The organism is Pedobacter sp. B4419, from assembly GCF_059693725.1.
Genome location: NZ_JCASSL010000002.1, coordinates 1,773,780 through 1,797,848, shown reverse-complemented (window position 1 = coordinate 1,797,848; position 24,069 = coordinate 1,773,780). Strand labels below are relative to the sequence as shown.

The following is a 24,069-nucleotide window of genomic DNA, read 5'->3' as shown; positions in this document are numbered from 1 at the left end:
AGATGTTGCAAACATAAGCTTTTCATTTTTTTATACTATGTTAGCCTCCCCGTAAAATGAAAATTAAATTAAAGTTTATTGCGCGTTACCAAGGCCAATAAAAATTAATGACTATGCAGAATCAGGATCCCGTAAATAAAGTTGACAGGAACAAGGTCTATTTCTTGGTTGTTGTTATCGCCGCCCTTCTGGGCATCAATGCCTATCTTTACTTTAAAGACAAACAGCAGAGCAGCCGTTTTGTTACGGTAAATACCGAAAAAGATCGCCTAAAACTAGAAGTAGAAAAGATAGAAGTAGAGCTAGATCGCGTAAACGCCCTCAATGTTAGCCTCAGCGAGAAACTGCAAAACGAACAAAAACTGGCACGCGAGAAAATAGCCGAGCTTAAGCTGGCACTACAAAAGGGAGAGCTCACCCACGGCGACCTGGAAAAAGCTCAAGCACAGATCAAAGAACTGAGGGAATTCGTAAAAAACTATAACGACCAGATCGTTCGGCTAGAAAAGGAAAACTCCTATCTCAAATCTGAGCGCGACAGCTTAAAAAACACAGCAATTACCTATAGCCAGAAAGCACAAAGCCTGGAACGAGAAAACGAAAACCTCAATGCCAAGGTAAAAGTTGGTGCCGCCCTAAAAGCAGCTAAAATTAGCATTACTGCATTTAAGGTAAAAAGCAGCGGCCGCCATGTAGAAGTTACCCGCGCCAGCACTGCCCAAAAACTAGTGGTCGATTTCTCCATAGCTCCAAATACCCTGGCGGAGAAAAATTATCATAAAATCTATTTAAGGGTCTTTGATCCGGCAGGCAACCTTATTGCCAACGGCAGCAATCTTTTTGAAGCTGATGGCCAACAGATGCAATACAGCAGTGCCATCGAAATTTCTTACAATGATGACGATACGGCCTATAAAATAGATTGGACCAACCCAAAAGAGTTTATGAAAGGAGCCTATGCCATTATTCTCTACGCCGATGGATTTGTAATGGGCAAAGACCAGATTACCTTGCGCTAGAAGATTTTTATTATCCTTCTTATACCAAAGGGAAGCTCAAGTAAAAAGTAGTGCCTTTCCCTACTTCCGAACTAAACTCTATTGTTCCTCCGGCATTTTCTGTTGCTTGTTTAACAAAGGCCAAGCCCAATCCGGTGCCTGATGATTTGGTTGTAAAATTAGGCACAAAGATCTTATGTTGTAAGGATTGGTCTATGCCTTTGCCGTTGTCCTCTACTTCCACGTAAACATTTTTCTCGTCGTTAATAACGTGGATCTTGATCGAACACTTTTCTTTGCCTTCTGAAGCCTCTATTGCATTTTTAAGGAGATTATTAAACGTACGCAACAACTGGTCCTTATCTCCCATAACCGTAATCTCTTTGTTGGTGCGGTTAAGGATCATGATCTCTACATTTTCTGCTGTATTGAATACGGCAATGGCTTGATCTATTACGGGCAGCAACTCCAGGTTTTCGAGTTTGGTATCAGGCATTTTGGCAAAATTCGAGAACTCAGAGGCTATGGTAGCCAAACTATCTATCTGTTCTACAAAGGATTTGTTGAAGCTGGCAAATTTCTTTTCAAAATTAGGATCCTTTTCTTTCCACGATTTTTCCAACAGTTGCACTCCGAGCTTTAATGGCGTAAGCGGATTTTTGATTTCGTGGGCCACCTGTTTGGCCATTTCGCGCCAAGCACTTTCGCGTTCTGAGCGGGCCAGTTTATTGGCACTCGCTTCCAATGCAGCAATCATCTTGTTGTACTCCTTAATGAGCGAGCCAATCTCATCCTGCCTGTGCCATACAATTGGCTGGTTCTTTTGTCCCAACTTGGTCTTTTTGATGCTCTCTTGTATAAACGTAAGCGGATTGGTAATCTGGTTGGCCAAGAAAACCGCCAAAACTCCGATCAATACAAACACCAAAGCATAAATGTTGATCAGCGTATTGATAAACAGGCCGATTTTAGCTTCATAATCTTCCTCGTTAGAGTAGTAGGGAATACCGATATAGGCCACCGTTTGGTTCTGCGCATTACGGATAGGCGCATAAGCCGCTGCATATTTAAACGAACCTATCTTCTCTGCTGTATTTAAATATTCGGACCGTTGCTTTAAATGAAGCTCCAGATAAGCCTTAGAAGGCATTTTCCTGCCCAAAATACCATAGTTGTATATCTTTGGCAAAGAAGTCAGGTACAGGTTGCCATCAGTAAGGTAGAGGTTCAAAAATGCAGCATTCACATCTGCAAACTGGCTAAACTTCAACTCCGCTTCGGCATCGTTTCTAAGCATGCCGCTGTTTAAAATCTGGCGTTCGTAAGAAAGCTGTACCTTCCTTAATTTTTCCCTAATGGCGCTTTCCTGTTGTTTTAAGTATTCGTCTTTGATATAGAAGAAGGTAGTCCAGCCTACGATAAGCAAAGTGGCTACTACCGAAAGTACAATAGAAACCTGGATACGGGTTTTATAAAGGATTTTATTGGCGTTGATCATCAGGTAGCGATTGATGCTGAACCATCCGCCCTGGTTGCTATTGATGTTTTTAACCAGCCACATAAAGGCATACATCAATATGCCAAAGAGGATAAACACGAGGAAAAAGAAAGACAACGTAGCCAAACGCACCACATAAGGGATCTTTTCCTTGGTAATTACAATCAGTTTCGAGGCATCTGGTTTATAAACCGCATGGCTATAGCTAGGTCCATCAGCTATTTCTTCATTTATAAACTCTACTTTGCCGATGGCACCCTTAAAATCGTGGTTCACCATGGCATAAGTAAACTTCCCAGATTGGCTGTAAAGCTTGTTATCGCGATAAAAAGCAAAGGAGTAATCGCTAATATCCTCATCGCTTTTCAGCTTCCCATCGATGAGCAGTTCAGGGAAATGGCTATTCGAATCATAGGGCTGTGATTTAAGTTCGATTACCATGCTGCCCAATAGGTTTTTGCCATCCAGGATAGGAATGATACAAAAGTAGCTCTGAAAGCCAAAAGTATTATTGATGCGATAGGCGAATTCTGTTTCCTCTACCTTAACCGCACCCGACCTTACCAAATCCCGAAACTTGGAAAAAGGCGATGCACCATCGTCTTTTAAGGTCGAATCCTGGTTGTTGTACTCGTACATTTTATAGTCAAAGCGAGACAGGTAGCCATCTAAATATCTTTTTACGATATAATTGTGAAAGCTGTAGGTCTGGGTAAGCAACGGTTGCTTAAAATAGGCTACGATAGAAGAGTCTGACGAAACACCCTTCTCAAAGCTATCGATCGAGTTGATCACCTTCGGATCGTCGGAATAGGGAAGTTTTTCGGCAATGGTAGCCCTGATTGCCCTTTCCTTGATATCAATAAACTTAATGTACTTGATAGAAGTTAGAAAGGCCATGCACAGGAACAGGGTTGCAAAAACACCAATCGAAAACCGTCGGTGCTGCATGTAGCTGTTCCACGAAATAATAAAAATGAGCAGCGCATATACCAAGAAGAACACATTGAAATCGGTAACAAGCTTGTAAACAAAATAAGCTGCCAGCAATGCCAGAAATACAAACAGGCGTTCTCTGTTATTAAACTTAAATTGTTTGCTCAGTTCTATCAGTACATTAACCAATAAATAAACATTAAACCAGACCAGGCAGAGAATAATGATACTCGTCCAGCTGATCCAGCCCATGTTAATGATGTTCGTAATGTCAAAATTGATCTTCGAATTATAAATAAGTCCAAAGAATACATCATCTATCAAAAAACCAACATAGGCCAATACCAATAAGACCAGCACATGAAAGAGGATGGCAAATGCCTTGTTTTTGGTTATCCAGGCAGGAAAATTATACCGATAGCGATGTACGTAGGCAAAAAGCGAAATCCAGGTTATGGCGAGCACATTGAGCAATAAATCGCCCAAGGAGGGCAAGAAATCGCTTTCGGCATAAATGGAGGGACTAAATATCTCGAGGTTAAACTGGTGGTTAAACCAAAAAAACTGCAGGTCAGTTAGCCTTACAGCCGTAAAGAAAAGGGTAAGCACCAGCGTGGCCGATAAAACCAAACCTCTTCTGGCCAGCCAAGAACAATAAGAATTAACAAAAATACAAATGCTAACCAGACCTGTTATCCAAAGCCAAAGCTGAATGGTGCTATAGATATTCTTAGAATATTCTTCGCTCAGTTTTACCGGAAAAAGGTATTCTTTTTGAATGCTAAAGATCTCGGTGATGTCCCTGTCTGTAAAAGTGGCCAGGTCTAAGCTGTTGTTCGGAAAAAGCTCGGGCGAGAGTTGGTTTTGAAGATATTGGTTTTCAATGCTGAACTGCGTTTTTACCGTAATGAGAAAAACGAAGGTATGGTCATCAATGGTTTTCTTGATCTGCTCGTACCAGCCGTTAGACAGTTGGCTAAATGAAGTGCCCTCTTTTAAGCGGTCAATATTAGGCGGGAAAGCCCTTGCAGAGCTCCAAAAATCTAGTATTCCATTCTGATAAACCAGTACATTGATGCCCAGCTCCCTGTTATCGTCGATAAATTTGGAAGCCAGCTGATCGTCTTTGTAAAACGATTTCAGTTCTTCTATCTTCTTCGGATCGGAGAGATAGTGCTGTACAATGCGTTCTTTGGCCGAAAGGTTTTTTTGAAGAGCGCCAGCCTCGTGTAAAAGAAGGTCGGTTTGGGTAATTGAATTGTCTAGGGATAATGCTGTTACAATACAGCAAAGGCCTAAAATCAATAGCAGAAACCTAATTTTACCTCCAATACTCACGTTAAATTAATTTAGTAAGGGCATTTATAAAAGCGCATTGCTTTGGCGGTGCCAAAGCAATGCGTTAGGCACAGCATATTTTAGGCCAAAGTGGCACTGCTGGTCTGCATTTCTCTATTTACTTTTTTAACCAAGCCTTGCAATACATTTCCTGGACCAACTTCTACAAATTCTGTAGCGCCATCGGCAATCATGTTGGCAACGGTTTGTGTCCACCTTACCGCACCGGTTAGCTGTGCAATGAGGTTGGCTTTAATTACCGCAGGGTCTGTAGTAGGCTGGGCATTTACGTTCTGGTAGATTGGGCAAACAGGCGATGAAATCTGTGTCTGCTCAATAGCCGTTTGCAATTCAAGTTTGGCAGGCTCCATTAATGGCGAGTGGAATGCACCGCCTACATTGAGTTTTAAAGCTCTTTTTGCGCCAGCTTCGGTTAATTTCTGACAAGCCAAATCGATACCCTCGATGCTGCCCGAAATAACCAATTGTCCTGGGCAGTTGTAATTTGCCGGAACAACTACCGCATCAATTTCGGCACAGATCTGCTCTACCACTTCATCGGCAAGGCCTAAAATAGCAGCCATGGTTGAAGGTTGGATTTCGCAGGCTTTTTGCATGGCATTGGCACGAGCCACTACCAATTTAAGGCCGTCTTCGAAAGAAAGCGCATTGGCTGCTACCAAGGCAGAAAATTCGCCTAAAGAGTGGCCAGCAACCATATCAGGTGTAAAGCTATCGCCTAAAACCTTGGCCAAGATAACCGAATGCAAGAAAATAGCAGGCTGGGTTACATTGGTTTGTTTCAGTTCCTCGTCGGTACCGCCAAACATGATATCGCTAATGCGAAAGCCCATAATTTCATTGGCTTTTTCAAATAGTTCCTTGGCCATCGGGTTTTCATAAAGATCTTTGCCCATGCCAGAAAATTGGGCGCCTTGCCCTGGAAAAACGTATGCTTTCATACTTATAGCTTTGAGGTTGTTCTACGGAGGTTTATAATTAAAACCAACATAGGCCCTCTTATTTTTGTTTAAAGTTTATTTATTTGGTTAGAAGCTCGAATCTTGATACTTGATACTCGCTACTAATGTAAATTCGCTGTTATTAACCTCAAAAACTCGGCTCTTGTTTTATCATTGCTGATAAACTCTCCGGTAAATGCCGAAGTAGTGGTTACAGAGTTCTGTTTTTGCACGCCACGCATAGCCATGCACAAATGCTTGCATTCAATTACAACGGCAACGCCCGAAGGTTGTAATGTTTCGTGGATGCAGTCTCTTATTTCATTGGTTAGGCGTTCCTGAACCTGTAGCCTACGTGCAAAAGCATCAACCACCCTAGGGATTTTGCTCAATCCAACAATATGGCCGTTCGGAATATAGGCAATGTGCGCCTTGCCAAAGAAAGGCAACATGTGGTGCTCGCACATCGAGAAAACCTCAATATCCTTCACTACCACCATTTGGCTATAATCTTCTTTGAACATAGCCGAACGCAGGATTTCTGCCGGTTGCAAATCATAGCCATGGGTTAAATACTGCAAGGCTTTTGCTACGCGCTCAGGCGTTTTCAAGAGGCCTTCGCGTGCAGGATCTTCTCCTAATTGAGATAAGATGTCTTTATAATGGGTAGCTACAGATGAAATTTTGTCATCGTCGTACCTATCTATTTTTTGATAACCCAATACTTCTTCGTCGTGATCGTATTTATCGTTTTCCATATGTGCTCAATTAACCGAAATATTCAACAAAATTGTTTTCGGTCTCGTAAATTTTAATGCTGTGCAATTGTGCGCCGCTCTCGGCAATAGGCGATGATAGTTCTTGCCAAATGGCGATGGCCAAGTTCTCTGTAGAGGCTAGTTTATCTTTCATAAAATCAACATCCAAATTAAGGTTTTTATGATCGATTTTATCAACCACTTGGGTATTGATGACCTCTTTTAGCCATTTAAGGTCTACCAGAAATCCGGTTTCCGGATTCACTTCGCCTTTTACGGTTACATAAAGTTGATAATTATGCCCATGCCAATTCGGGTTGGCGCATTTGCCATATACCTCAGTGTTTTTGTCTAAGCTCCAATCCGTTCTCGATAGCTTATGTGCGGCATTAAAACTTGCTTTTCGGGTTATATAAATCATTTCTTACAAATAAAAGGCAAATATACGGATATCTTGTCAATGGTTTATGGTACATGGTCTATAGCCATGATGGCATTATTTGCCTAACGCGAACCATCGGCTAAATAACAAACAAAAAACTTTAAATTTACCTGATGAAATTATTGGTAGTTGCCGCCACCAGCGCAGAAATAGGTGGAACTTATGAGCATTTTGGCTTGGCAAAAGACAACTTTGTTCAAACACCCAAATTTGACATCTTGATTACAGGGGTGGGCATTGTGGCTACTGCTTTTGCTTTGGGCAGACACCTTAACAGCGACTACAGTTTGGCACTAAATGTAGGCATCGCCGGTAGCTTCGATGCAGACCTTAACCTCGGTGATCTCGTCAATATAGAAACTGATATTTTTGCCGAGCTGGGAGCCGAAGACCATGATCAATTTTTAACCATCGACGAGTTAGGCTTTGGCGCCAATACCTACAGCAATAACTACAATTTAGAAATTCCTGCTGTAGCTCAGCTCCCAAAAATAAAAGGCATTACCGTTAACAAAGTGCATGGCAACGCACAAAGCATTGCCAGTGTCATGGTCCGTTTCGAGCCTCAAACAGAAAGCATGGAAGGCGCTGCCTTTTTCTATGCCTGTAGCCAAATAGGCCTGCCATGCCTACAAGTGAGGAGCATTTCTAATTACGTAGCGCCAAGGGCGAAGGAAAACTGGAAAATCGGATTGGCGATTAAAAACCTGAATGCCTGGCTCATCGATTTTATCGAAGCCGATGCGAAATGAATTCTGTATGACCATAAGGATAGCTTTTAGCTTTATTTTTACCGCAGCAACCTTACAGGTCTAAATAATATATAAATAGATGAATCTTACACTCGGTTTTTCGCCCTGCCCTAACGATACTTTTATTTTCGATGCCTTGATCCATGGCAAGATCGACACCGAAGGCTTAACTTTTCAGGTCTCTTTTGATGATGTAGAAACACTGAACCAGAAAGCGATGCAAAGCGAGCTCGATATTACCAAACTCAGTTTTCATGCTTTTGCCTATGTGGCCAATAAATATGCCCTGCTTGATGCCGGAAGCGCACTGGGCTTTGGCGTAGGCCCACTACTCATTTGCAAAAAAGAAAATGCAGACAAGGTAAACGCAAGCCTCCAGACGCCAAACGCTCAACTTAAAGTAGGTATTCCCGGAAAATATACTACGGCAAATTTTCTTTTGGGCGTAGCCTATCCTCAATTAACTGACAAGCAGGAAATGGTATTTTCTGCCATTGAGGATGCGTTATTGAACGAGGAAATAGACTTGGGTCTTATTATCCACGAAAACAGGTTTACTTATCAGGAAAAAGGGCTGCACAAGGTAGTAGATTTAGGCAGTTACTGGGAACAGCTCACAGGCTGTGCCATTCCGCTTGGTGGAATTGTAATTAACCGCAAACTGCCGATTGAAGTACAGCAAAAGGTAAATAGACTGATCAGAAAATCTGTGGAGTTTGCCTTTGCCAATCCAAAATCGGGTGTTGAATTTATCCGTTCGCATGCGCAAGAAATGGACGAAGCCGTGATGTACAAGCACATTGAACTGTATGTAAACAACTACTCCATTAATTTGGGTGCTGAGGGCCGCAAAGCGATCGATACGCTATTCGATATGGCTACGTCTCGGGAAATTATTCCCCAAATCGAGCAAAATCTCTACGTAAGCGGAATTTAGTCTACAGTTAGCCTGCGAATTATGGCAGATTTTATACGGCCTGTTCACCGAAAACTGCCAACCGATTACTGATTACAAGGTCCTTCGGGGATCTGTTTGCTAATTTTAAGCAGCTTGGTTACTACCATTGTCGAATCGTAGTCTCCAGTAACGGTAGTGGTATCTGACTTGATGAAATGGCATTCCGCTTCGATATATACCGGTGTATATGGTTTTTCGAAGCCAAGGTTGCTATAGGCCAATTCGAGTGTTTTGGCGCTATCTACTACCCAATACTCTCTTCCTTCTTCGCAATCGGTAAAAGATTTGACTTCTGGACCAAAGCTGTAAAGCCCTTTGGCAACAATAGCTTTGTTTTGTTCAGAATCGCCTTGTTTTTTTTGGTTACAGGCTGAAAATATGCACAAAGAAACAATTAACGTGAGTAGGGAACTTTTATAGACGTTCATGTTTTTTATAGGTCTTGATTTAAATGGTCTATTTTCTTTACGCTTAAATTTGATGCCAAAGCTGAAGCGATGAAAGAAAAAAAACTAACAGTTACGAAAACCAGCACAAAATCTTTCCATTTAAAGGCGACGGGATAGGCATTGCTGATCAACAAATTTGATTCGCCCATTTTTACCCATCCGTAATGCTGTTGCAGTAAGCAAAATATGAATCCGATTAACAGGCCAAAGATACAACCTGCCAAAGTGATCATCATGCCTTCTGCCAAAAATATTCTTTTGATTAATTTCTTGCCTGCGCCAAGACTATTGAGCACGGCAATATCTTTTAATTTATCAATCACCAACATGGTTAACGAACCAATGATGTTAAAAATTGCAATGATTAGAATAAAGGTCAGAATAATATAAACCATCCACTTTTCTGAACCCAATACATTGTACAAGGCCTGGTTTTGCTGTACCCTATTTTTGACCACGTAGGCAGCACCCAATTTATCGGCTACCTGTTGCTTAAATTTCTCGGCATCTACCCCATCGTTGAGGTTAATTTCGATGGCACTTACCTTTTGTGCTTCACCAAGCAGCTGCCTGGCAAAAGACAAGGGAACAATAACGAGGTTGTCAAAATCCTGCTGGATCTCGAATACCCCTGATGGAGGAACGCTCATCACCGTAAAATCGTCCATTGGATTGATGGAATTGGCCTGAACACCTTTTTTTGGCGAATAAATTTGCAGCTGTTCAAAAGGGTCACTTGGGTTTACGCCCAAATAGGCTTGCAGGGCCGAGCCAATAACTGCATTTGCCCCATTTTTGTTCTCCAGAATAAAATGGCCCTCGAGCATTACAGTGTCCAAGCTTTTATTCTTCACAAAATCGGCACTAACACCTTTAATCAACGCTGGCGACTGCTTTTCACGATACCTTACCAAGGCATTCTCCGAAAGCACTTCCGTATAGGAGAATATTGCTTTATCAGCACTCAGCGTTTTAAAATAGCTCGTATTGGGATCGAAGGTCTTGCCTTTTGCAGGTTCGATGAGCACTTGCGGCGTTATGGTATTGAACATGTTGAGCACCACCTCTTCAAAGCCGTTAAACACCGATAAAATAATAATCAATGCAGTGCTTCCCACAAAAACGCCAACCGCCGAAATTGCCGAAATGATATTGATGGCATTGGTTGATTTTTTTGCAAAAAGATACCTACGGGCGATATAAAATGCGGTGTTCACAGGGCAAAGATACGGAAAAGGTTAAAGGTAGAAGGGAAAAAAGTAGAAGGTAGAAGGGGAAAAGGTTGAAGGTTAAAGAGGAAAGGCCAAAGACGGAAGGTTAAAGCCTAGCAACAAATGTATAAGGGAAAAGGCAAGACTGAAGCGCTATAAATCCATTACCCATCTTACCTGTTACATCTTACATAAAAATTACCTCAGGAACGGATTATTGAGTTTCTCAAAACCAATCGTAGTAGATGGGCCGTGACCGGGAAATACCTCGCAGTCATTAGGCAAGACAAAAAGATTTTGCCTGATGCTGTTGATCAATTGCTGATGGTTTCCTCCGGGAAGATCGGTTCGGCCTATGCTTTGGTAAAAAAGCACATCGCCTCCAATCAAAAAGTTCTCTTCCTTAGCATAAAAACAAAGGTGGGCCGGCGAATGGCCCGGGGCAAAAATCAATTCCAGCTGGCTGTTGCCAAAACTAATGGCACCTGTTTCGGGCAAAAATTGCTCAGGTTCTGGCGAAAGTTCGTAACGCATGCCCATTTGTGGCGCATAGCCCGGTACGGCCTGCAAAATATAAAGCTCTCCCTCATGGAACTGTGGTCTTAATCCCCAGTTATCAAACACAAATTTATTGCCCAGCACATGGTCTATATGGCAATGCGTATTGAGGAGCAAGGTTGGTTTTAACCCGTTTTCATTGATGAAGCTAGCTAACTGGTTTTGCTCGCTCCCATCGTACATTCCTGCATCTATAATTACACATTCTTTTGTTTCGTCAAATAAAACATAAGTATTTTCCTGATAGGGATTGAAGGTAAATTTCTGTAAACTGATCATCTTGGTTATAGAATTAGTTCTTCCACTTAAAAGTTTCGATCATCCTGTCGATGTCTTTCTTGATAAATTTCACAACAGGTTGGATAGAATCGTATTGCGGACGTTCGTTAAAATAAAGTGCGCCCCTAAAGTAATGCTTTGCACTATCGGTTAAAAAAAACTGTACAGAAGAAGCCGTATTGCCCTCAATGGCATAGTAAACTCCATACACTTTCCTTTCTGGATAATTGATCAGCTTCTGGTCTATGGCATTGGCCCTAACGGTATGTTTCATGGCCAAGGTCCGGGCGGCTTCGGTCATTTTATCATAGTCGGTTTTAGAAAAAACGCCATGATAAGTCAAATGCAAATTGCCATTGAACTGCGGAAAGCTGAGGTTATTCCAGCAGGGCTGGGCATTTCTGTCGGTGTCTTTGTTCATTACGGCATATACCGGATATTCAAACGTAAAAGGGCAATCGGAGTTAAAGGTCTGGTAGGCCTTTTTAGGGAAATTGATCCTAAAATATCCTTTTGGCTTAGGTGTACTTGGCTGCTCGCTGGTACAGGCCAAAAGGCTTGCGACCATAAGCAACAAGAAAAGCATTTGTTTTCTGATCATCATGTATTCCAAATATACCAAGAACGTTCGGCTTGCAGGTATAGCATTTCTAATCCGTTCTTAATTTTTCCGCCCTGCGCCTTTACTTTTTTTAAAAATTCAGTCTCCTCTGGATTATAAACCAAGTCGTAGGCCAAGTGTTGCGCTCCTAAAAACTGATAAGGGATGGCTGGAAAGGTATCGTAATTTGGCGACATGCCCAAGGGCGTGGTATTGATCAATATTTGGTGCTCCTGCAAGAGGCGCTCATCTACCTGATCATACAAAATAGCATTGGGTGCCGGATTGCGCACTACTGTGAGGTAAGGAATCTGCAACTGTTCTAAAGTGTATTTTACTGCCTTGGCCGCGCCGCCATCGCCAAAGATCAAGGCTTTTTGGTGGCGCTCATCTAACATAGGCTTCAAGGATTCGGCAAAGCCGTAGGCATCGGTATTGTAGCCTGTAATCCATTGCTCTGCATTTTTTCTGCCTATTTTAATGCAATTTACCGCTCCTATTGCCGCAGCTGCAGGATCCAATTCGTCTACAAAAGGCAATACATCTACTTTGTAGGGTATGGTTACATTAATGCCCCAAAGGTCTTCATGATCTGAGAGTATTTTATAAAACAGTGCTGCTTTTTCGATTGGAAAAAGTTCGTACCTGCAATTTTTGATTCCCTCCTTTTCGAACTTCTCGGTAAAATATTTCTTCGAAAAAGAATGTGATAAGGGATAGCCGATTAGTCCAAATGTTCTCATGATAGATTTATTTCTCTGTAACTCCTTTTGTCATTCCCACGATAGGAAAAATCTATCTTGATCGCTTAATAGATTCTTCGCTTCGCTCCGAATGACAAAGTGTACGCTTAGAAGTTTATTTTTTAGTCAAGAAATAATCAAAGGTATCGCCTCTTAGGCCCAAGCGAATGGTTTCAAGCGGAATAACTTCTGCCGGTGCAATATTGCCCAAATTCACATTGGTGCCAATCAGTTTGATGAACCAAACCTGTTGTTCTTTTTGTGGCGCTTCCCAAATGATGGTTTCTTCGGGTATCTGCGTTAAGATTTCGTCTACCAATCCTTCGCGCACCTCGCCAGTACCACGGTAAATGCCCACGTTACCACCCTCTCGAGCTTCGGCGATTACTTTCCATGAACCTGCTTCGATTTCTGCCTTCATCAATTTGATCCATTTGTATGGCGCAAAAATCTTGGTGGCATCTTTAGAGCCTACTTCAGAAATTACCGTAACCTGTTGGGCCAATTTATGGATGAACTCACATTTCTCTTCATGTTCAATGTCCATAGAGCCGTCTGATACTTCTGCATATTCCATCCCAAACTCCTCCAATACCCTACGGTAATCGTCGAACTGGTTGCGGATGGCAAAAGCTTCGAACAAGGTTCCTCCAAAATAGGTAGGAATACCTGCACTGCGATATAGCGCTAGCTTCTCTTTGAGGTTCGGCGTTACATAAGACGTGGCCCAACCCAATTTAACAATATCGGTATGTACGCCAGCAACTTCTATAAAATCTTCTACTTGCCTTAAACTAAGGCCTTTATCCATCACCATGGTTAATCCTTTTTGACGAGGCTTAGCCGAACGCTCAGGAATGTCGTTTAATTTGTAGTTCATATGGGTGCAAAGGTTAAAAAACTCTGCTATTTTTTAAAATAAACATCTAATTAATGACATTTCTATTTGATGTATTTGTTGATGACGTCTATAATCAGCCCATTATCCTGCAACTGTGGCAAGTATTCGAACAGAATATAATGCTTCTCAGGGTCGGTAACCAATGCGGTTTCCAGGTAGGCAATGGCATCCTTGCTTTGTCCCAAGGCAAACAGATAGGCCACCATGCGGTAATACAATTCAGCCGCATCGGGATTGTTTTTGATGGCCTCGGCCATTGTTTCCGAAGCCTCTACCAATTTGCCCTGCTCATAAAGCACCGTAGAAAAATCAAGCCATGCCTCTATGTCAACTGGATTATATTCCAGCACTTTGTAATAGGCTTCTATCGATTCGTCTATCTGTCCCAGTTTATAATGCGCATCGGCGATGGCAAACCAGAAATCCGGATTTTCTTCGTCCAGTTCCAGGGCTTTTTTGTAGAAATGCAGCGATTCGAAAAAACGCTCCTCAAAATTGAGGGTTACCCCAATGCCAAACCAGGCATCGGCCATTTTCGAATCCATTTTAACCGATTTTTTATAATAAGCACGGGCCTCGCCCATTTGCTCTAACTTCTCATAACACTCGCCAATGGCACAATAGGTATCGGCATTTGGCTGTTCGTACTCAAAAGTTTGCTTATATACCGCAATGGCGTCTTCATATTTCTCCAGTTGCACCAAGGCATTACCCTTGTTGTAGTAGGCTGATGCAAAGTTTTCTTTGATCAGGATGGCATAATCGTAGGCATCGATGGCTTTTTCGAAAAGATCAAGCTTATGGTACGAGTTGGCCAAATTATACCAAGCCGCGTAAGAATAGGGATCGTTGTCTATGTATTCCTGGTAAAAATGGATGCTTTCTTCCTGTTTATCTAAAATATCATAGCAAAAGGCCAGTTCATACAAACCATCTTTGTTTTCCATATTCTGCTCCAAGCTACGTTTGATGTACACAATGGCGCTTTCGTAATCCTGCATGTTCTGGTACACATAGGCCATCTGCAACAAAATCTCATCAGTGGTTTCGGCCAGGCCTAAAGCCTTTTCGAAATTCTCTAAAGCTTCCGAGTGGCGATCGAGGTTTTGGTAGATGTTGCCTCTCAGCACATAGATATCGGCCTCTGACGGTTCGAGCATTTCGGCCTTTTCGAGCGAGGCGAATGCCTTCTCTACCTGATTGGTAAACAATAAAAGCTGGGCCTGTTTAATTAAAAAAACCGCAGCATAAGGGTGTTGGCTCAACGCATATTCTATTACCTGCAAAGCCTTTACTGGATCGTTCTTCTCTATATAATTGTCAATTATATATTCAAATGCCTGCGCATCGAAAAAATACTGATCCTGGTTACGGATCATTTCTTCATAACGTTCTACAGAATGTTGCGCATCTTCATTAAAATCAAATTCAAATTCTTCTTCCATGTATCCTGAATATTTAAAGAACAGCCCAATTGTTTAATTAATTATAAGTTTACGCTATTTGTTAGAGGAGGTAAAATATAATTATCAACATACACACACCCCTTTCTATAATTGATTAATAATAAAAGATTTAGCCGAGGAGGGCTGTGAGTGATCGGCAATAGGTAGGCTAGGTATCTGCCGTTCTTTTAAATTAACTACAAATTTACATATATTTAGTTTTAAAACCGTAAAATTTAAGTCATGAAGCACTTTAGTATCATCGTTTTATTAATGGCATTAAGCCTTGGCGCCTTTGCCCAAACCAACGAAGAAGAAGCTGTAAAAGCTACCATTAACCAGCTTTTTGAGGGCATGCGCAATGGAGACACCACTTTAATCCGCAAGGCATTTGCCAAACAAAACGTGATGCAGACCATTGCCAAAGGCAAAGACGGCAAATCGGCAGTACGCACTGAAAGCGTTGATGGCTTTATCAAAAGCGTGGGGGCTCCACATCCAGAAAAATACGATGAACGCATTATTTTTACCAAGGTTTTGGTAGATGCCAACTTGGCCAGCGTTTGGACCGACTACAAGTTTTATGTGGGCGATAAGTTTAGCCATTGCGGCGTTAATTCGTTCCAGCTTTTTAAGGGCGAAGAAGGTTGGAAAATCATTTATATCATTGATACGAGGCGTAAGGATGGATGTAGTGAGGCGATAAAGTAATTTGATTCGTCTTTGTAATGAGCGACGCGAAGAAGCAATCTTTTTAACAAATTGGGATTGTGGTTGGCTCAATCCTTCTGTGGTCCTCTTTCTCGTCCCTTCGCTTCGCGGACATACTTTTTTCCTGTAGATGAAAAAAGTATGCAAAAAAATCCACGCCTGCGCCCGCTGCTTTAAGGTTTGTGCTCAAGCTAATTAGTGCTTACCGCACCGGACAAGGGCGATTTTAGCTCAACGGAGGATTATTGCTTGGGCCAGATATCACGCTTAGAATAAATTCGCATATGACAAAGGCTGTTGATTTAGATCAACAGCCTTTGTCATAAATCGTTTCTCGCAATGACGAGCTACTTATTCAATGCTGCTGCTGCCGCTTTAAAGTAGGCCGCTTGCTTCAATAAATTGTCTTTAGCTTCTCCGCTAGCATTCTCGGCTTCTTTGGTTTTGGTTTCTTCGGCAGTAGTAAATACCTGTACAAACTGTTTGCCGTAATATTGGGCCAATTTGGTACGGTTCATTCCGTTAACAATCGCCTGCGCGCCCTCTTGCGTAATCTTCGGATTTTTATTTTTTACCAAGTAATTTGAATAGGCACTTATTACGCCAGCCAAGGCATTGATATTGCCGGTATTGGCAATGTTCAAATAAAAAGCATGAAAGCTGTCGTCGCCTAAAGTTGCGTAGATCTGCGCCAATTGTGAAGGCACATGGTCTTTTGTATCCTGATCCAATCCAGCTACAATCTGGCCCAAAGAAGCAGGCTCTACCATGTTCATCGCCTGTAGCGACGTACCAATTACTTTATACGATTGCTCTTTTAATCCGTTCTGAAATACTGTTACATAAGCTTTATCGCCACTCATGGCCAATCTTGCAATGGCTACCGACCTAACATTTGAGTTCTTATCATTCTTGGCCAAAGCAACGATCTTTTCACCAGCCAAGGTTTTGATCTGTTGGTCTTTTAGGTTAAATCCTTTTAAAGCTAAAGCTCTTAAGCCTGCATTTTTATCATCCAGCGCCTTTAAAAGCAATTGCTGTGCAGTTTTTTCTTTATTGTTGATGGTGGCCTGCTCAATCGCTTTCAACCTATTTACATAAGATGGAGCATTGCTATATTGAAAAATGTAGTTATCGAGCGTTTTATTGTCTTTGATCTCGCCCACCAAAATTTTATCTACGTCAAAATCGATCAGCTCTGGCTTGGCCGAAACCGGGAAGCTAAAACGCTCTTCCCTGCCGTTGATCGTTATTTCTTTGCTTATTTTTTGTCCGCCAACATACAAGTCAACTTTCAATGGCAAAATGAAAGTCTGTACATCGGCCGCTTGGATTTGTTTTACATCGATTATCGCGTTGCCGTCTTTGTAATCGTATTTCACGTCTAACACAGGATGGCCGCCAGCATAATACCACTGGTTAAAATAAGGCAACAAATCCCTGCCGCTCACTTCTTCCAAAGCCAAACGCAGCTGGTGAGGCTCGCCGTTTTTATAAGCATTGGTTCTGAGGTAAAGATTTAGTCCTTTAAAGAAAGCATCATCGCCCAATAAATTCTTTAATGCGTATAAAATGATCGACCCCTTAGAGTAGCTCACGTTATCGAACATGTCTTCTTTGTCGTTGTAATAAAAACGGGCCAGCACTGGGCTTTCCCCATTTTTGGCTGTGCCCAAGTAAGAAGTCAGTTTACCGTAGCGCGATTCGTCTTCGGCATCTTTTCCTTCATCGTGGCCATGCCATAGCACTTCGCCAAAAGTTGCAAAAGATTCGTTCATGGTAAGGTTAGACCAGGATTCTGCAGTTACATAATCGCCAAACCATTGGTGAAACAGCTCGTGGGCTATGGTACCCTCTTCGTTGGCATCAATCAGTTCTCTTGGGGTTTTCTGTACGTGCTCGCCATGCAAGGTTGCCGAGGTATTTTCCATCGCACCCGAAACATAGTCTCTAGCCACCACCTGTGCATATTTTACCCAAGGATAATCAACGCCCAAGATCTTACTATAGAAAGTCATCATTTCTGGTGTTTTACCAAAAATCTGCTTGGCATAAGGCGCATACTTAGGCTCTAGGTAATAGCTCACTTCTTTGCCCTTCCAGGTATCTTTGTAAATCTTAAACGGACCAACGGCCATCATAAAAAGATATGGCGAATGAGGCTGATCCATTTTCCAAACATCGGTACGCGTGCCGTTTGCGTTTGTCTTTTGCGATACCAGTTTACCGTTAGACAAGGTGGTGTACTTCGATTGTACCGTCATGGCAATTTCGGCAGTGGTTTTTTGGTTAGGCTTATCAATGGTTGGAAACCAGGCCGAAGAAGCCTCTGTTTCGCCCTGCGTCCATATTTCGGTAGGCTTGTCTTTATCCGTACCATCGGGATTGATGAAATACAAGCCTTTGGCATCGGTAATGGCAGCGCTTCCTTTGGCTTTTAGTTCATCGGGCTTTGCCGTGTAAACGATGTAAACCGTATATTTTTCGCTCCTTGTATATTTCTTGTTCAGCTGTACAAACAACTGCTCATTATCATATTTATATTTTAACGGCGTGTTGGCTTTGGCACCAACCAGGGCTACGCTCTTAATGTCCATACCCTTTGCATCGAGGGTTAGGCTATCTGTGGCATAAAAATGTGGCGTTAAGGTTAACCAAGCCTTGCCATTGAGGTAGCGCTTGGCATAGTCGAAGCTCACATCTAGCTTGGTATGTACCAGATCGTTAATTTTTGTAGGGGTAACCCGATAAGTTGGGTTGGTTTTGGGCACTTCTTGCTGGCCATTTGCCACAACAGCGCTGCCAAGCAATACCACTCCAAGTAATCCGGCAATAAATTGTTTCTTCATAGTTTAATTTTTTGGTTTTGGACTTTATGAACAACGTAAAGTTACAATATTGCCAACAAGCTCGTATGCTTCCAAAAATTTATAAGTTGTAAATCCTGCTTAATTTTTTGTTGCTTTGTATAAACCGATTTTCAGCTTAAAATTTATAGAATGGGAACAAATATCAGTGCTATTTTAAAGCAATTAGGAATAGAATCCATCAATCCGGCCTATAGCACAGGCCAAAACTGGGCAAACCCAAGCAATGAAAAAATCATAGACAGCCACTCTCCAGTTGATGGCAAAAAGATAGCGTCGGTGCAGGTAGCATCGGCAAAAGACTACGACCAAGTTGTGGAAACTGCCCAAAAGGCATACCTGCAATGGAGAACCGTTCCTGCGCCCAAAAGAGGCGAAATGGTTCGTCAGTTTGGCGAGGCTTTAAGAGCAAACAAAGAAGCCTTGGGCACCTTGGTTTCTTACGAAATGGGCAAAAGCCTGCAAGAGGGCTTTGGCGAGGTGCAGGAAATGATAGACATCTGCGATTTTGCGGTTGGTTTATCGCGCCAGCTTTATGGCTTAACCATGCACAGCGAAAGGCCTTCGCACCGCATGTACGAACAATGGCACCCATTGGGCATTGTAGGCATTATTTCGGCCTTTAACTTCCCGGTTGCAGTTTGGAGCTGGAATACGGCATTGGCTTGGGTTTGCGGCAATGTTTGCATCTGGAAACCTTCTGAAAAAACACCATTAACCGCGGTGGCCTGTCAACAGATCATTAACAAGGTTTTAAAAGCCAACGATGTTCCCGAAGGCGTTTCTAACCTGATTATTGGCGATAGAACCGTAGGCGAATTGCTGAGCAACGATACCAGAATTGCCTTGGTTTCGGCAACAGGATCAACCCGCATGGGCAAAGCTGTTGGCGCGGCTGTTGGAGCACGTTTAGGCAAGAGTTTGTTAGAATTAGGTGGCAACAATGCCATTATCATTTCTAAAGATGCCGATTTGGACATGTCCATCATAGGCGCAGTATTTGGCGCCGTAGGCACTGCCGGACAGCGCTGTACTTCTACGCGTCGTTTAATCATACACGAAAGTGTGTACGATGCCTTTAAAGAAAAGCTAGTAAAAGCCTACGGCCAGTTGCGCATTGGCAATCCTTTAGACCAGCATAATCATGTAGGTCCGTTAATTGATACCGATGCTGTTGCCAGCTATTTGGATTCGATAGAAAAATGCAAAGCCGAAGGCGGAAAATTTGTAGTGGAAGGCGGCGTATTAACCGATGGCGAATATGGTTCTGGCTGTTACGTTAAACCATGCATTGCCGAAGTGAAAAACGATTATAAAATTGTGCAGCACGAAACCTTTGCTCCAATTTTGTACCTGATCAAATATAAAGAACTTGATGAAGCCATCGCCTTGCAAAACGGTGTGCCACAAGGCTTGTCATCGGCTATTATGACCCTTAATTTAAGAGAAGCCGAGCAGTTCCTTTCGGCTCAAGGTTCAGATTGCGGCATTGCCAATGTAAACATCGGTACTTCTGGTGCCGAAATCGGTGGTGCCTTTGGTGGCGAGAAAGAAACCGGTGGTGGTCGCGAAAGCGGTTCAGATGCTTGGAAAGCCTACATGCGCCGTCAAACCAATACCATTAATTATTCAAACACCTTGCCATTGGCACAGGGAATTAAGTTTGATTTCTAATAAGGCTAGCTTCGCAAATCTTTCTCAATAAAAAAAGCGCCTCGAAATCGGGGCGCTTTCCTTTTAAAAAAACTGATATATGATAGGCTTATTACTTTGCAAGTTTAATATCGTCTGCAGCGATAATGCTTTCCAATGTTTGACGAACCGGAGCAGCTTTGGCAATTAATGGAGCCACGGTGTTTACGCTGGTGCTATCTGCTGTGAATTGATCCATGCTCATTTTGGCTTTTGTACCTAGTACAGCGTAGTGATCGGTAGTACTACCAGTTAATTTCAAGTTTGCGCTGTCTTTAACCGAAGTATACAAGTTAACTGTACTGGCATTGATATCGGCTTTTGCGTTGCCTTTTAAGTCTATGTTCAAGCTTAAGAAGTTTACTTTACCGAAAGTTTTGATAGTTGCATTGTCTGTAGCTTCGATTGAAGAAAGGTTGCGTACATAAACCGCTACGGTTAAGGTTTCATCTTGGAAAGAACTGATGCGCAAAACGCCATCTTGTTGCTGTACCAAAGCATTTTTTGAATAGTATGTATCGTATACTTTTACGCTTTCTGTTGGCGCCTGTACCAAGATCACTTCAACATTACCTTTCACTTCGATTTTGCTAATGTTTTTTACTTGGTTTAATACGGTTACTTTGTTGTTGTCTTTTACATCTGTAGATGCAAATGCAGAACTGCTTAATACTACTAGTGATAAGGCTGCTGCGAATAAGGTTTTAATAGAAGTTTTCATGACTTTAATATTTTAAATAATTGTATATCTGTTATTTGTTTTTTGTTTTGGCCTGCCGTTCTTATTGGCAGGTTTCGTAAATAAGACTGCAGCACACAGAAAAAGTTGCACCGGAAATGGGCGTATTATACCACCCTCGCGTAACTCTAGACGAACGCCTGTAATTTTTCGACGAACTCGGACAAAAAATTTTCGTCGATAAGCAACTATTTGATTAATAAGGGAATTAACAGGATCTGTCAAATAAAATTCTCAGATTTTATCCCACCGCTGTTTGAATAAAAAACAATTTGATGTATGTTTAACATTTTTTAGATGCCTAGCTTTTCTTTCTTTTAGCTTTTATTCAATGTTACGTGTAAATAGTTCCAGTCCTTGCCAAATCGTGTATTCATTATGTAAGCATGAGTTTTTGGGCTATTTGATCGAACCGCACATTGTACAGCTCAATCCGCAGGGCGATTTCTCGCTCACCTACCAGCGCTTGTTTACGCATACGGCCAAAGAGTTTGCCAAGCACTTGAGCGAAGTAGATTTTAAGCTGATCAAAATATTGGATGAAACCGAGCAGGATTTCATCATCAAGAAATACCATAAAAAAGCCATTAGGCCTTTCGAGTTCTTCAGCAAGTTTTACGACGAGAAGTTTTACGACAGTGTGCGTCCGAAGATTGAAAAGAAGCTGGCCGAAGTTTTAGAAATCCTAAAGACCAAGGATGGCCTTTACCTGATGGACAAGGATGGCTGGCCTGCAGAACGCAAAATAGACCTGGCTACAGAACCGGCAACCGTGCTCTTTCACTTCAGGAGGAGCGATACAGAAACCCGGTACTTTCCTACCATCAAGTACCAAGGGATGCGCATCGATTTTATGTTTAAAGAGGCGCAAGTAGTCTGCAACCAGCCTGCCTGGCTTTTGCTCAACGATGTACTGTATTTCTTTGAACAGGATATAGAGGGCAAAAAACTGATGCCTTTCCTCAACAAGCGCTACATTACCATTCCGAAAGCTACAGAAGCTACCTATTTTGAGAAGTTTGTAGGTCCGCTGATCGAAAAATACCATGTGTATGCCGAGGGCTTTGAAATTAAGACCGAAAAGCTGGAGGCTACGGCTGTTATCAAGGTAATTTATGTAGATGGTGGCGTTTCGCAGTTGCAACTGTACTTTAAATACGGGCAATATGCCTTTGCCATGGGCAACGACCAAAGGGTTACCGTTAGGCTGAGCAAGGAAAATGATAATTACACTTTTACCCGTATCAAGCGAAATGCCGATTGGGAGAAGGAAAAATTCATCTTTCTGCAAAGCCTAGGACTAAAAAAAACCAGTGCGCTTTTCCATCATTTGGAACTGCCTAACCTCGACGAAAACCATAATCCCTCATACGCCATTATTACTTGGGTAAACGAGCATATCGAAGCCCTGCATGAACAAGGCTACGAAATTGAGCAGGCCAATAGCAACAAGCGTTTTGTTTTTGGCGCCAATAAAATCGATTTTGAAATTAAGGAAGACAACGATTGGTTCGATATCAATGCCATTGTATATTTTGGTATTCATCCTATTCCTTTTATTGCTCTAAAACAGCATATCCTTCATAAAAAGAGAGAATTTATTTTGCCCGACGGCGATATTGCCATTATTCCGGAGAAATGGTTTACGCAATACAGCAGTTTATTTAGCCTGGCTGATGGCAGCAAAAACCTCAAGCTGAAAAAACACCACATTGGCCTAGTAAACGACCTTGCCGAAGACAGTTTGGCCAATGTAACTTTAGATCGCAAATTACAGCGCCTCAACGATTTTGAGCACATTGCCGATAGTGCGATGCCTGTTAATTTTAAAGGTGACCTACGCCATTACCAGAAGGCAGGCTATAACTGGTTCAGCTTTTTGCGCGAATACAATTTTGGTGGTTGCCTGGCAGATGATATGGGTTTGGGTAAAACCATCCAGACTTTGGCTATGTTGCAAAAACTAAAGGAAGAAGATGAACAGAACGGCACGCACAGCACTTCGCTGATCATTATGCCAACTTCCCTGATTTACAATTGGCTAAACGAAGCGAAAAAATTTACGCCGAAATTAAGGATCCATGCCCACACCGGCACTTTCCGCAACAAGGACATGAGTCTTTTTGGCAAGTACGATTTGGTAATTACCACCTATGGCATTACCCGCGTAGATGCCGAGCTGCTGAGAGATTTCTATTTCAACTATATTATTTTAGACGAGAGCCAGAATATTAAAAATCCGTCTTCCAAATCCTTCAAAACCGTACGTATGCTCAGGTCGAGGCACCGCCTTATTTTGAGCGGTACGCCAGTAGAGAATTCGGTGGGCGATTTATGGACCCAGCTTACTTTTCTCAACCCTGGTTTGTTGGGCACGCAATCTTTCTTTAACGAAGAATATGTGCAGGCCATAGAGAAGAGAAAAGACGAGGATAAAGCGAAGAAATTGCAGGCCATCATCAAGCCTTTTGTATTAAGGAGAACCAAAGAGCAGGTAGCTGCAGAATTGCCTCCAAAAACGGAGCATATCTTCTATTGTGACATGAGCGAAGACCAGGCTGCTGTTTACGAGAAAACCAAATCGGCTTACCGCAACGATCTTTTAACCAGCATGGATGATGGCACTTACGCCAAAAAGCAGGTGCAGCTGCTACAAGGCTTAACCGCCTTGAGACAGTTGGCCAACCACCCGGTAATGATTGATGAAGGCTACGAAGCCGATTCGGGCAAGTTCGAAAACGTGGTACATACACTCGACAATGTGTTAAAAGGCGGCCATAAAGTGCTGATCTTCTCGCAATTTGTAAGGCATTTGGGTATTTTCAAGAATTATTTCGAGAAAGAGCATATTCCTTATGCCTATTTAGACGGCAGCACCAAAAACCGTGGCGAAATTGTAGCCGAGTTTCAGCAGAACACCGATTTAAAGGTGTTCTTAATTTCTATCAAAGCAGGTGGCGTGGGCTTAAACCTTACCCAGGCCGACTATGTGTTTATTTTAGATCCATGGTGGAACCCTGCAGTTGAACAACAAGCCATCGACCGTACCCATCGCATTGGCCAGGAGAAAAAGGTATTCATCTACAAGTTCATTTCTAAAGATACCGTTGAAGAGAAGATCTTGGCCCTGCAAAGGCGCAAGAAGTCGCTGGCCAACTCCTTGATTACAACCGAAGAAAGTTTCTTCAAATCATTGAGTAAAGACGATATTAGGGAGTTGTTGAATTAAGG

The 24,069-nt window shown here is 42.3% G+C and carries 19 protein-coding genes; 6 read left to right on the top strand and 13 right to left on the bottom strand.

All coding sequences use genetic code 11. The features are described 5' to 3' along the window. Positions 1 to 113 precede the first annotated feature (113 nt). A complete protein-coding gene (locus AC570H_RS19285) occupies positions 114 to 1,019 on the top strand; it encodes a DUF8428 domain-containing protein (protein WP_497357887.1) in 906 nt (301 codons plus the stop codon). Between the two features lie 19 nt (positions 1,020 to 1,038). Here the strand turns inward: AC570H_RS19285 and AC570H_RS19280 are convergent, their stop codons facing one another. The 4 genes from AC570H_RS19280 to AC570H_RS19265 form a co-directional block, all read right to left on the bottom strand. Next, positions 1,039 to 4,770, bottom strand: a complete 3,732-nt coding sequence (locus AC570H_RS19280) for a sensor histidine kinase (protein WP_497357885.1) — start codon at positions 4,768 to 4,770, stop codon at positions 1,039 to 1,041. Positions 4,771 to 4,850: 80 nt separating this feature from the next. After that, on the bottom strand, positions 4,851 to 5,732 hold the full coding sequence (gene fabD / locus AC570H_RS19275; protein ID WP_497357883.1) for an ACP S-malonyltransferase: 882 nt from the start codon (positions 5,730 to 5,732) through the stop codon (positions 4,851 to 4,853). Between the two features lie 122 nt (positions 5,733 to 5,854). Continuing rightward, positions 5,855 to 6,490, bottom strand: a complete 636-nt coding sequence (gene folE / locus AC570H_RS19270; RefSeq protein ID WP_497357881.1) for a GTP cyclohydrolase I FolE — start codon at positions 6,488 to 6,490, stop codon at positions 5,855 to 5,857. Between the two features lie 10 nt (positions 6,491 to 6,500). Continuing rightward, entirely contained in the window at positions 6,501 to 6,911 is a 411-nt protein-coding gene (locus AC570H_RS19265) for a 6-pyruvoyl trahydropterin synthase family protein (protein WP_497357879.1), read from the bottom strand. Positions 6,912 to 7,045: 134 nt separating this feature from the next. Here AC570H_RS19265 and mqnB point away from each other — a divergent pair, with 134 nt between their 5' ends. After that, a complete protein-coding gene (gene mqnB / locus AC570H_RS19260; protein ID WP_497357877.1) occupies positions 7,046 to 7,684 on the top strand; it encodes a futalosine hydrolase in 639 nt (212 codons plus the stop codon). A gap of 79 nt (positions 7,685 to 7,763) precedes the next feature. Beyond that, entirely contained in the window at positions 7,764 to 8,621 is an 858-nt protein-coding gene (locus AC570H_RS19255) for a menaquinone biosynthesis family protein (protein WP_497357875.1), read from the top strand. Positions 8,622 to 8,686: 65 nt separating this feature from the next. Here AC570H_RS19255 and AC570H_RS19250 read toward each other — a convergent pair whose 3' ends face one another. From AC570H_RS19250 to AC570H_RS19220, 7 genes are all read right to left on the bottom strand, one after another. Further along, positions 8,687 to 9,070 carry a hypothetical protein gene (locus AC570H_RS19250; protein WP_497357873.1) on the bottom strand — a complete coding sequence of 128 codons (384 nt, stop codon included), beginning with the start codon at positions 9,068 to 9,070 and terminating at the stop codon, positions 8,687 to 8,689. 5 nt (positions 9,071 to 9,075) lie between these two features. Beyond that, the gene (locus AC570H_RS19245) at positions 9,076 to 10,308 is read right to left on the bottom strand and encodes an ABC transporter permease (protein ID WP_497357871.1); all 1,233 of its coding nucleotides are present in this window, start codon (positions 10,306 to 10,308) and stop codon (positions 9,076 to 9,078) included. A 192-nt stretch (positions 10,309 to 10,500) separates the two neighbouring features. Then, the gene (locus AC570H_RS19240; RefSeq protein WP_497357869.1) at positions 10,501 to 11,139 is read right to left on the bottom strand and encodes an MBL fold metallo-hydrolase; all 639 of its coding nucleotides are present in this window, start codon (positions 11,137 to 11,139) and stop codon (positions 10,501 to 10,503) included. A gap of 13 nt (positions 11,140 to 11,152) precedes the next feature. Further along, on the bottom strand, positions 11,153 to 11,740 hold the full coding sequence (gene gldD / locus AC570H_RS19235; RefSeq protein ID WP_497359178.1) for a gliding motility lipoprotein GldD: 588 nt from the start codon (positions 11,738 to 11,740) through the stop codon (positions 11,153 to 11,155). Next, positions 11,740 to 12,483 carry a shikimate dehydrogenase family protein gene (locus AC570H_RS19230; RefSeq protein WP_497357867.1) on the bottom strand — a complete coding sequence of 248 codons (744 nt, stop codon included), beginning with the start codon at positions 12,481 to 12,483 and terminating at the stop codon, positions 11,740 to 11,742. The genes gldD and AC570H_RS19230 overlap by 1 nt, the downstream gene beginning before the upstream one ends. A 115-nt stretch (positions 12,484 to 12,598) precedes the next feature. Further along, positions 12,599 to 13,363 (bottom strand): phosphosulfolactate synthase, encoded by a 765-nt coding sequence (locus AC570H_RS19225; protein WP_497357865.1) that lies wholly within the window; start codon positions 13,361 to 13,363, stop codon positions 12,599 to 12,601. A 62-nt stretch (positions 13,364 to 13,425) separates the two neighbouring features. Continuing rightward, a complete protein-coding gene (locus AC570H_RS19220) occupies positions 13,426 to 14,829 on the bottom strand; it encodes a tetratricopeptide repeat protein (protein WP_497357863.1) in 1,404 nt (467 codons plus the stop codon). A gap of 243 nt (positions 14,830 to 15,072) precedes the next feature. On the opposite strand from AC570H_RS19220, the gene AC570H_RS19215 reads away from it, so the two are divergent. Further along, entirely contained in the window at positions 15,073 to 15,540 is a 468-nt protein-coding gene (locus AC570H_RS19215; RefSeq protein WP_497357861.1) for a nuclear transport factor 2 family protein, read from the top strand. Between the two features lie 347 nt (positions 15,541 to 15,887). Here the strand turns inward: AC570H_RS19215 and AC570H_RS19210 are convergent, their stop codons facing one another. After that, entirely contained in the window at positions 15,888 to 18,389 is a 2,502-nt protein-coding gene (locus AC570H_RS19210; protein WP_497357859.1) for a M1 family aminopeptidase, read from the bottom strand. A gap of 150 nt (positions 18,390 to 18,539) precedes the next feature. On the opposite strand from AC570H_RS19210, the gene amaB reads away from it, so the two are divergent. After that, entirely contained in the window at positions 18,540 to 20,081 is a 1,542-nt protein-coding gene (gene amaB / locus AC570H_RS19205) for an L-piperidine-6-carboxylate dehydrogenase (RefSeq protein ID WP_497357857.1), read from the top strand. 91 nt (positions 20,082 to 20,172) lie between these two features. Here amaB and AC570H_RS19200 read toward each other — a convergent pair whose 3' ends face one another. Then, a complete protein-coding gene (locus AC570H_RS19200; RefSeq protein ID WP_497357855.1) occupies positions 20,173 to 20,820 on the bottom strand; it encodes a GIN domain-containing protein in 648 nt (215 codons plus the stop codon). A 349-nt stretch (positions 20,821 to 21,169) separates the two neighbouring features. Between AC570H_RS19200 and AC570H_RS19195 the strand changes: the two genes are divergently transcribed. Further along, positions 21,170 to 24,067, top strand: coding sequence for a DEAD/DEAH box helicase (locus AC570H_RS19195; protein WP_497357853.1), 2,898 nt, complete (start codon positions 21,170 to 21,172; stop codon positions 24,065 to 24,067). Positions 24,068 to 24,069 lie beyond the last annotated feature (2 nt).

Coding starts and splice junctions, on each gene's coding strand:
- gldD (WP_497359178.1), bottom strand. CDS start 11,740: ATGATCAGAAAACAAATGCTTTTCTTGTTGCTTATGGTCGCAAGCCTT.
- amaB (WP_497357857.1), top strand. CDS start 18,540: ATGGGAACAAATATCAGTGCTATTTTAAAGCAATTAGGAATAGAATCC.
- AC570H_RS19220 (WP_497357863.1), bottom strand. CDS start 14,829: ATGGAAGAAGAATTTGAATTTGATTTTAATGAAGATGCGCAACATTCT.
- AC570H_RS19210 (WP_497357859.1), bottom strand. CDS start 18,389: ATGAAGAAACAATTTATTGCCGGATTACTTGGAGTGGTATTGCTTGGC.
- AC570H_RS19240 (WP_497357869.1), bottom strand. CDS start 11,139: ATGATCAGTTTACAGAAATTTACCTTCAATCCCTATCAGGAAAATACT.
- AC570H_RS19195 (WP_497357853.1), top strand. CDS start 21,170: ATGTTACGTGTAAATAGTTCCAGTCCTTGCCAAATCGTGTATTCATTA.
- AC570H_RS19285 (WP_497357887.1), top strand. CDS start 114: ATGCAGAATCAGGATCCCGTAAATAAAGTTGACAGGAACAAGGTCTAT.
- folE (WP_497357881.1), bottom strand. CDS start 6,490: ATGGAAAACGATAAATACGATCACGACGAAGAAGTATTGGGTTATCAA.
- mqnB (WP_497357877.1), top strand. CDS start 7,046: ATGAAATTATTGGTAGTTGCCGCCACCAGCGCAGAAATAGGTGGAACT.
- AC570H_RS19250 (WP_497357873.1), bottom strand. CDS start 9,070: ATGAACGTCTATAAAAGTTCCCTACTCACGTTAATTGTTTCTTTGTGC.
- AC570H_RS19225 (WP_497357865.1), bottom strand. CDS start 13,363: ATGAACTACAAATTAAACGACATTCCTGAGCGTTCGGCTAAGCCTCGT.
- AC570H_RS19230 (WP_497357867.1), bottom strand. CDS start 12,483: ATGAGAACATTTGGACTAATCGGCTATCCCTTATCACATTCTTTTTCG.
- AC570H_RS19200 (WP_497357855.1), bottom strand. CDS start 20,820: ATGAAAACTTCTATTAAAACCTTATTCGCAGCAGCCTTATCACTAGTA.
- AC570H_RS19265 (WP_497357879.1), bottom strand. CDS start 6,911: ATGATTTATATAACCCGAAAAGCAAGTTTTAATGCCGCACATAAGCTA.
- fabD (WP_497357883.1), bottom strand. CDS start 5,732: ATGAAAGCATACGTTTTTCCAGGGCAAGGCGCCCAATTTTCTGGCATG.
- AC570H_RS19215 (WP_497357861.1), top strand. CDS start 15,073: ATGAAGCACTTTAGTATCATCGTTTTATTAATGGCATTAAGCCTTGGC.
- AC570H_RS19255 (WP_497357875.1), top strand. CDS start 7,764: ATGAATCTTACACTCGGTTTTTCGCCCTGCCCTAACGATACTTTTATT.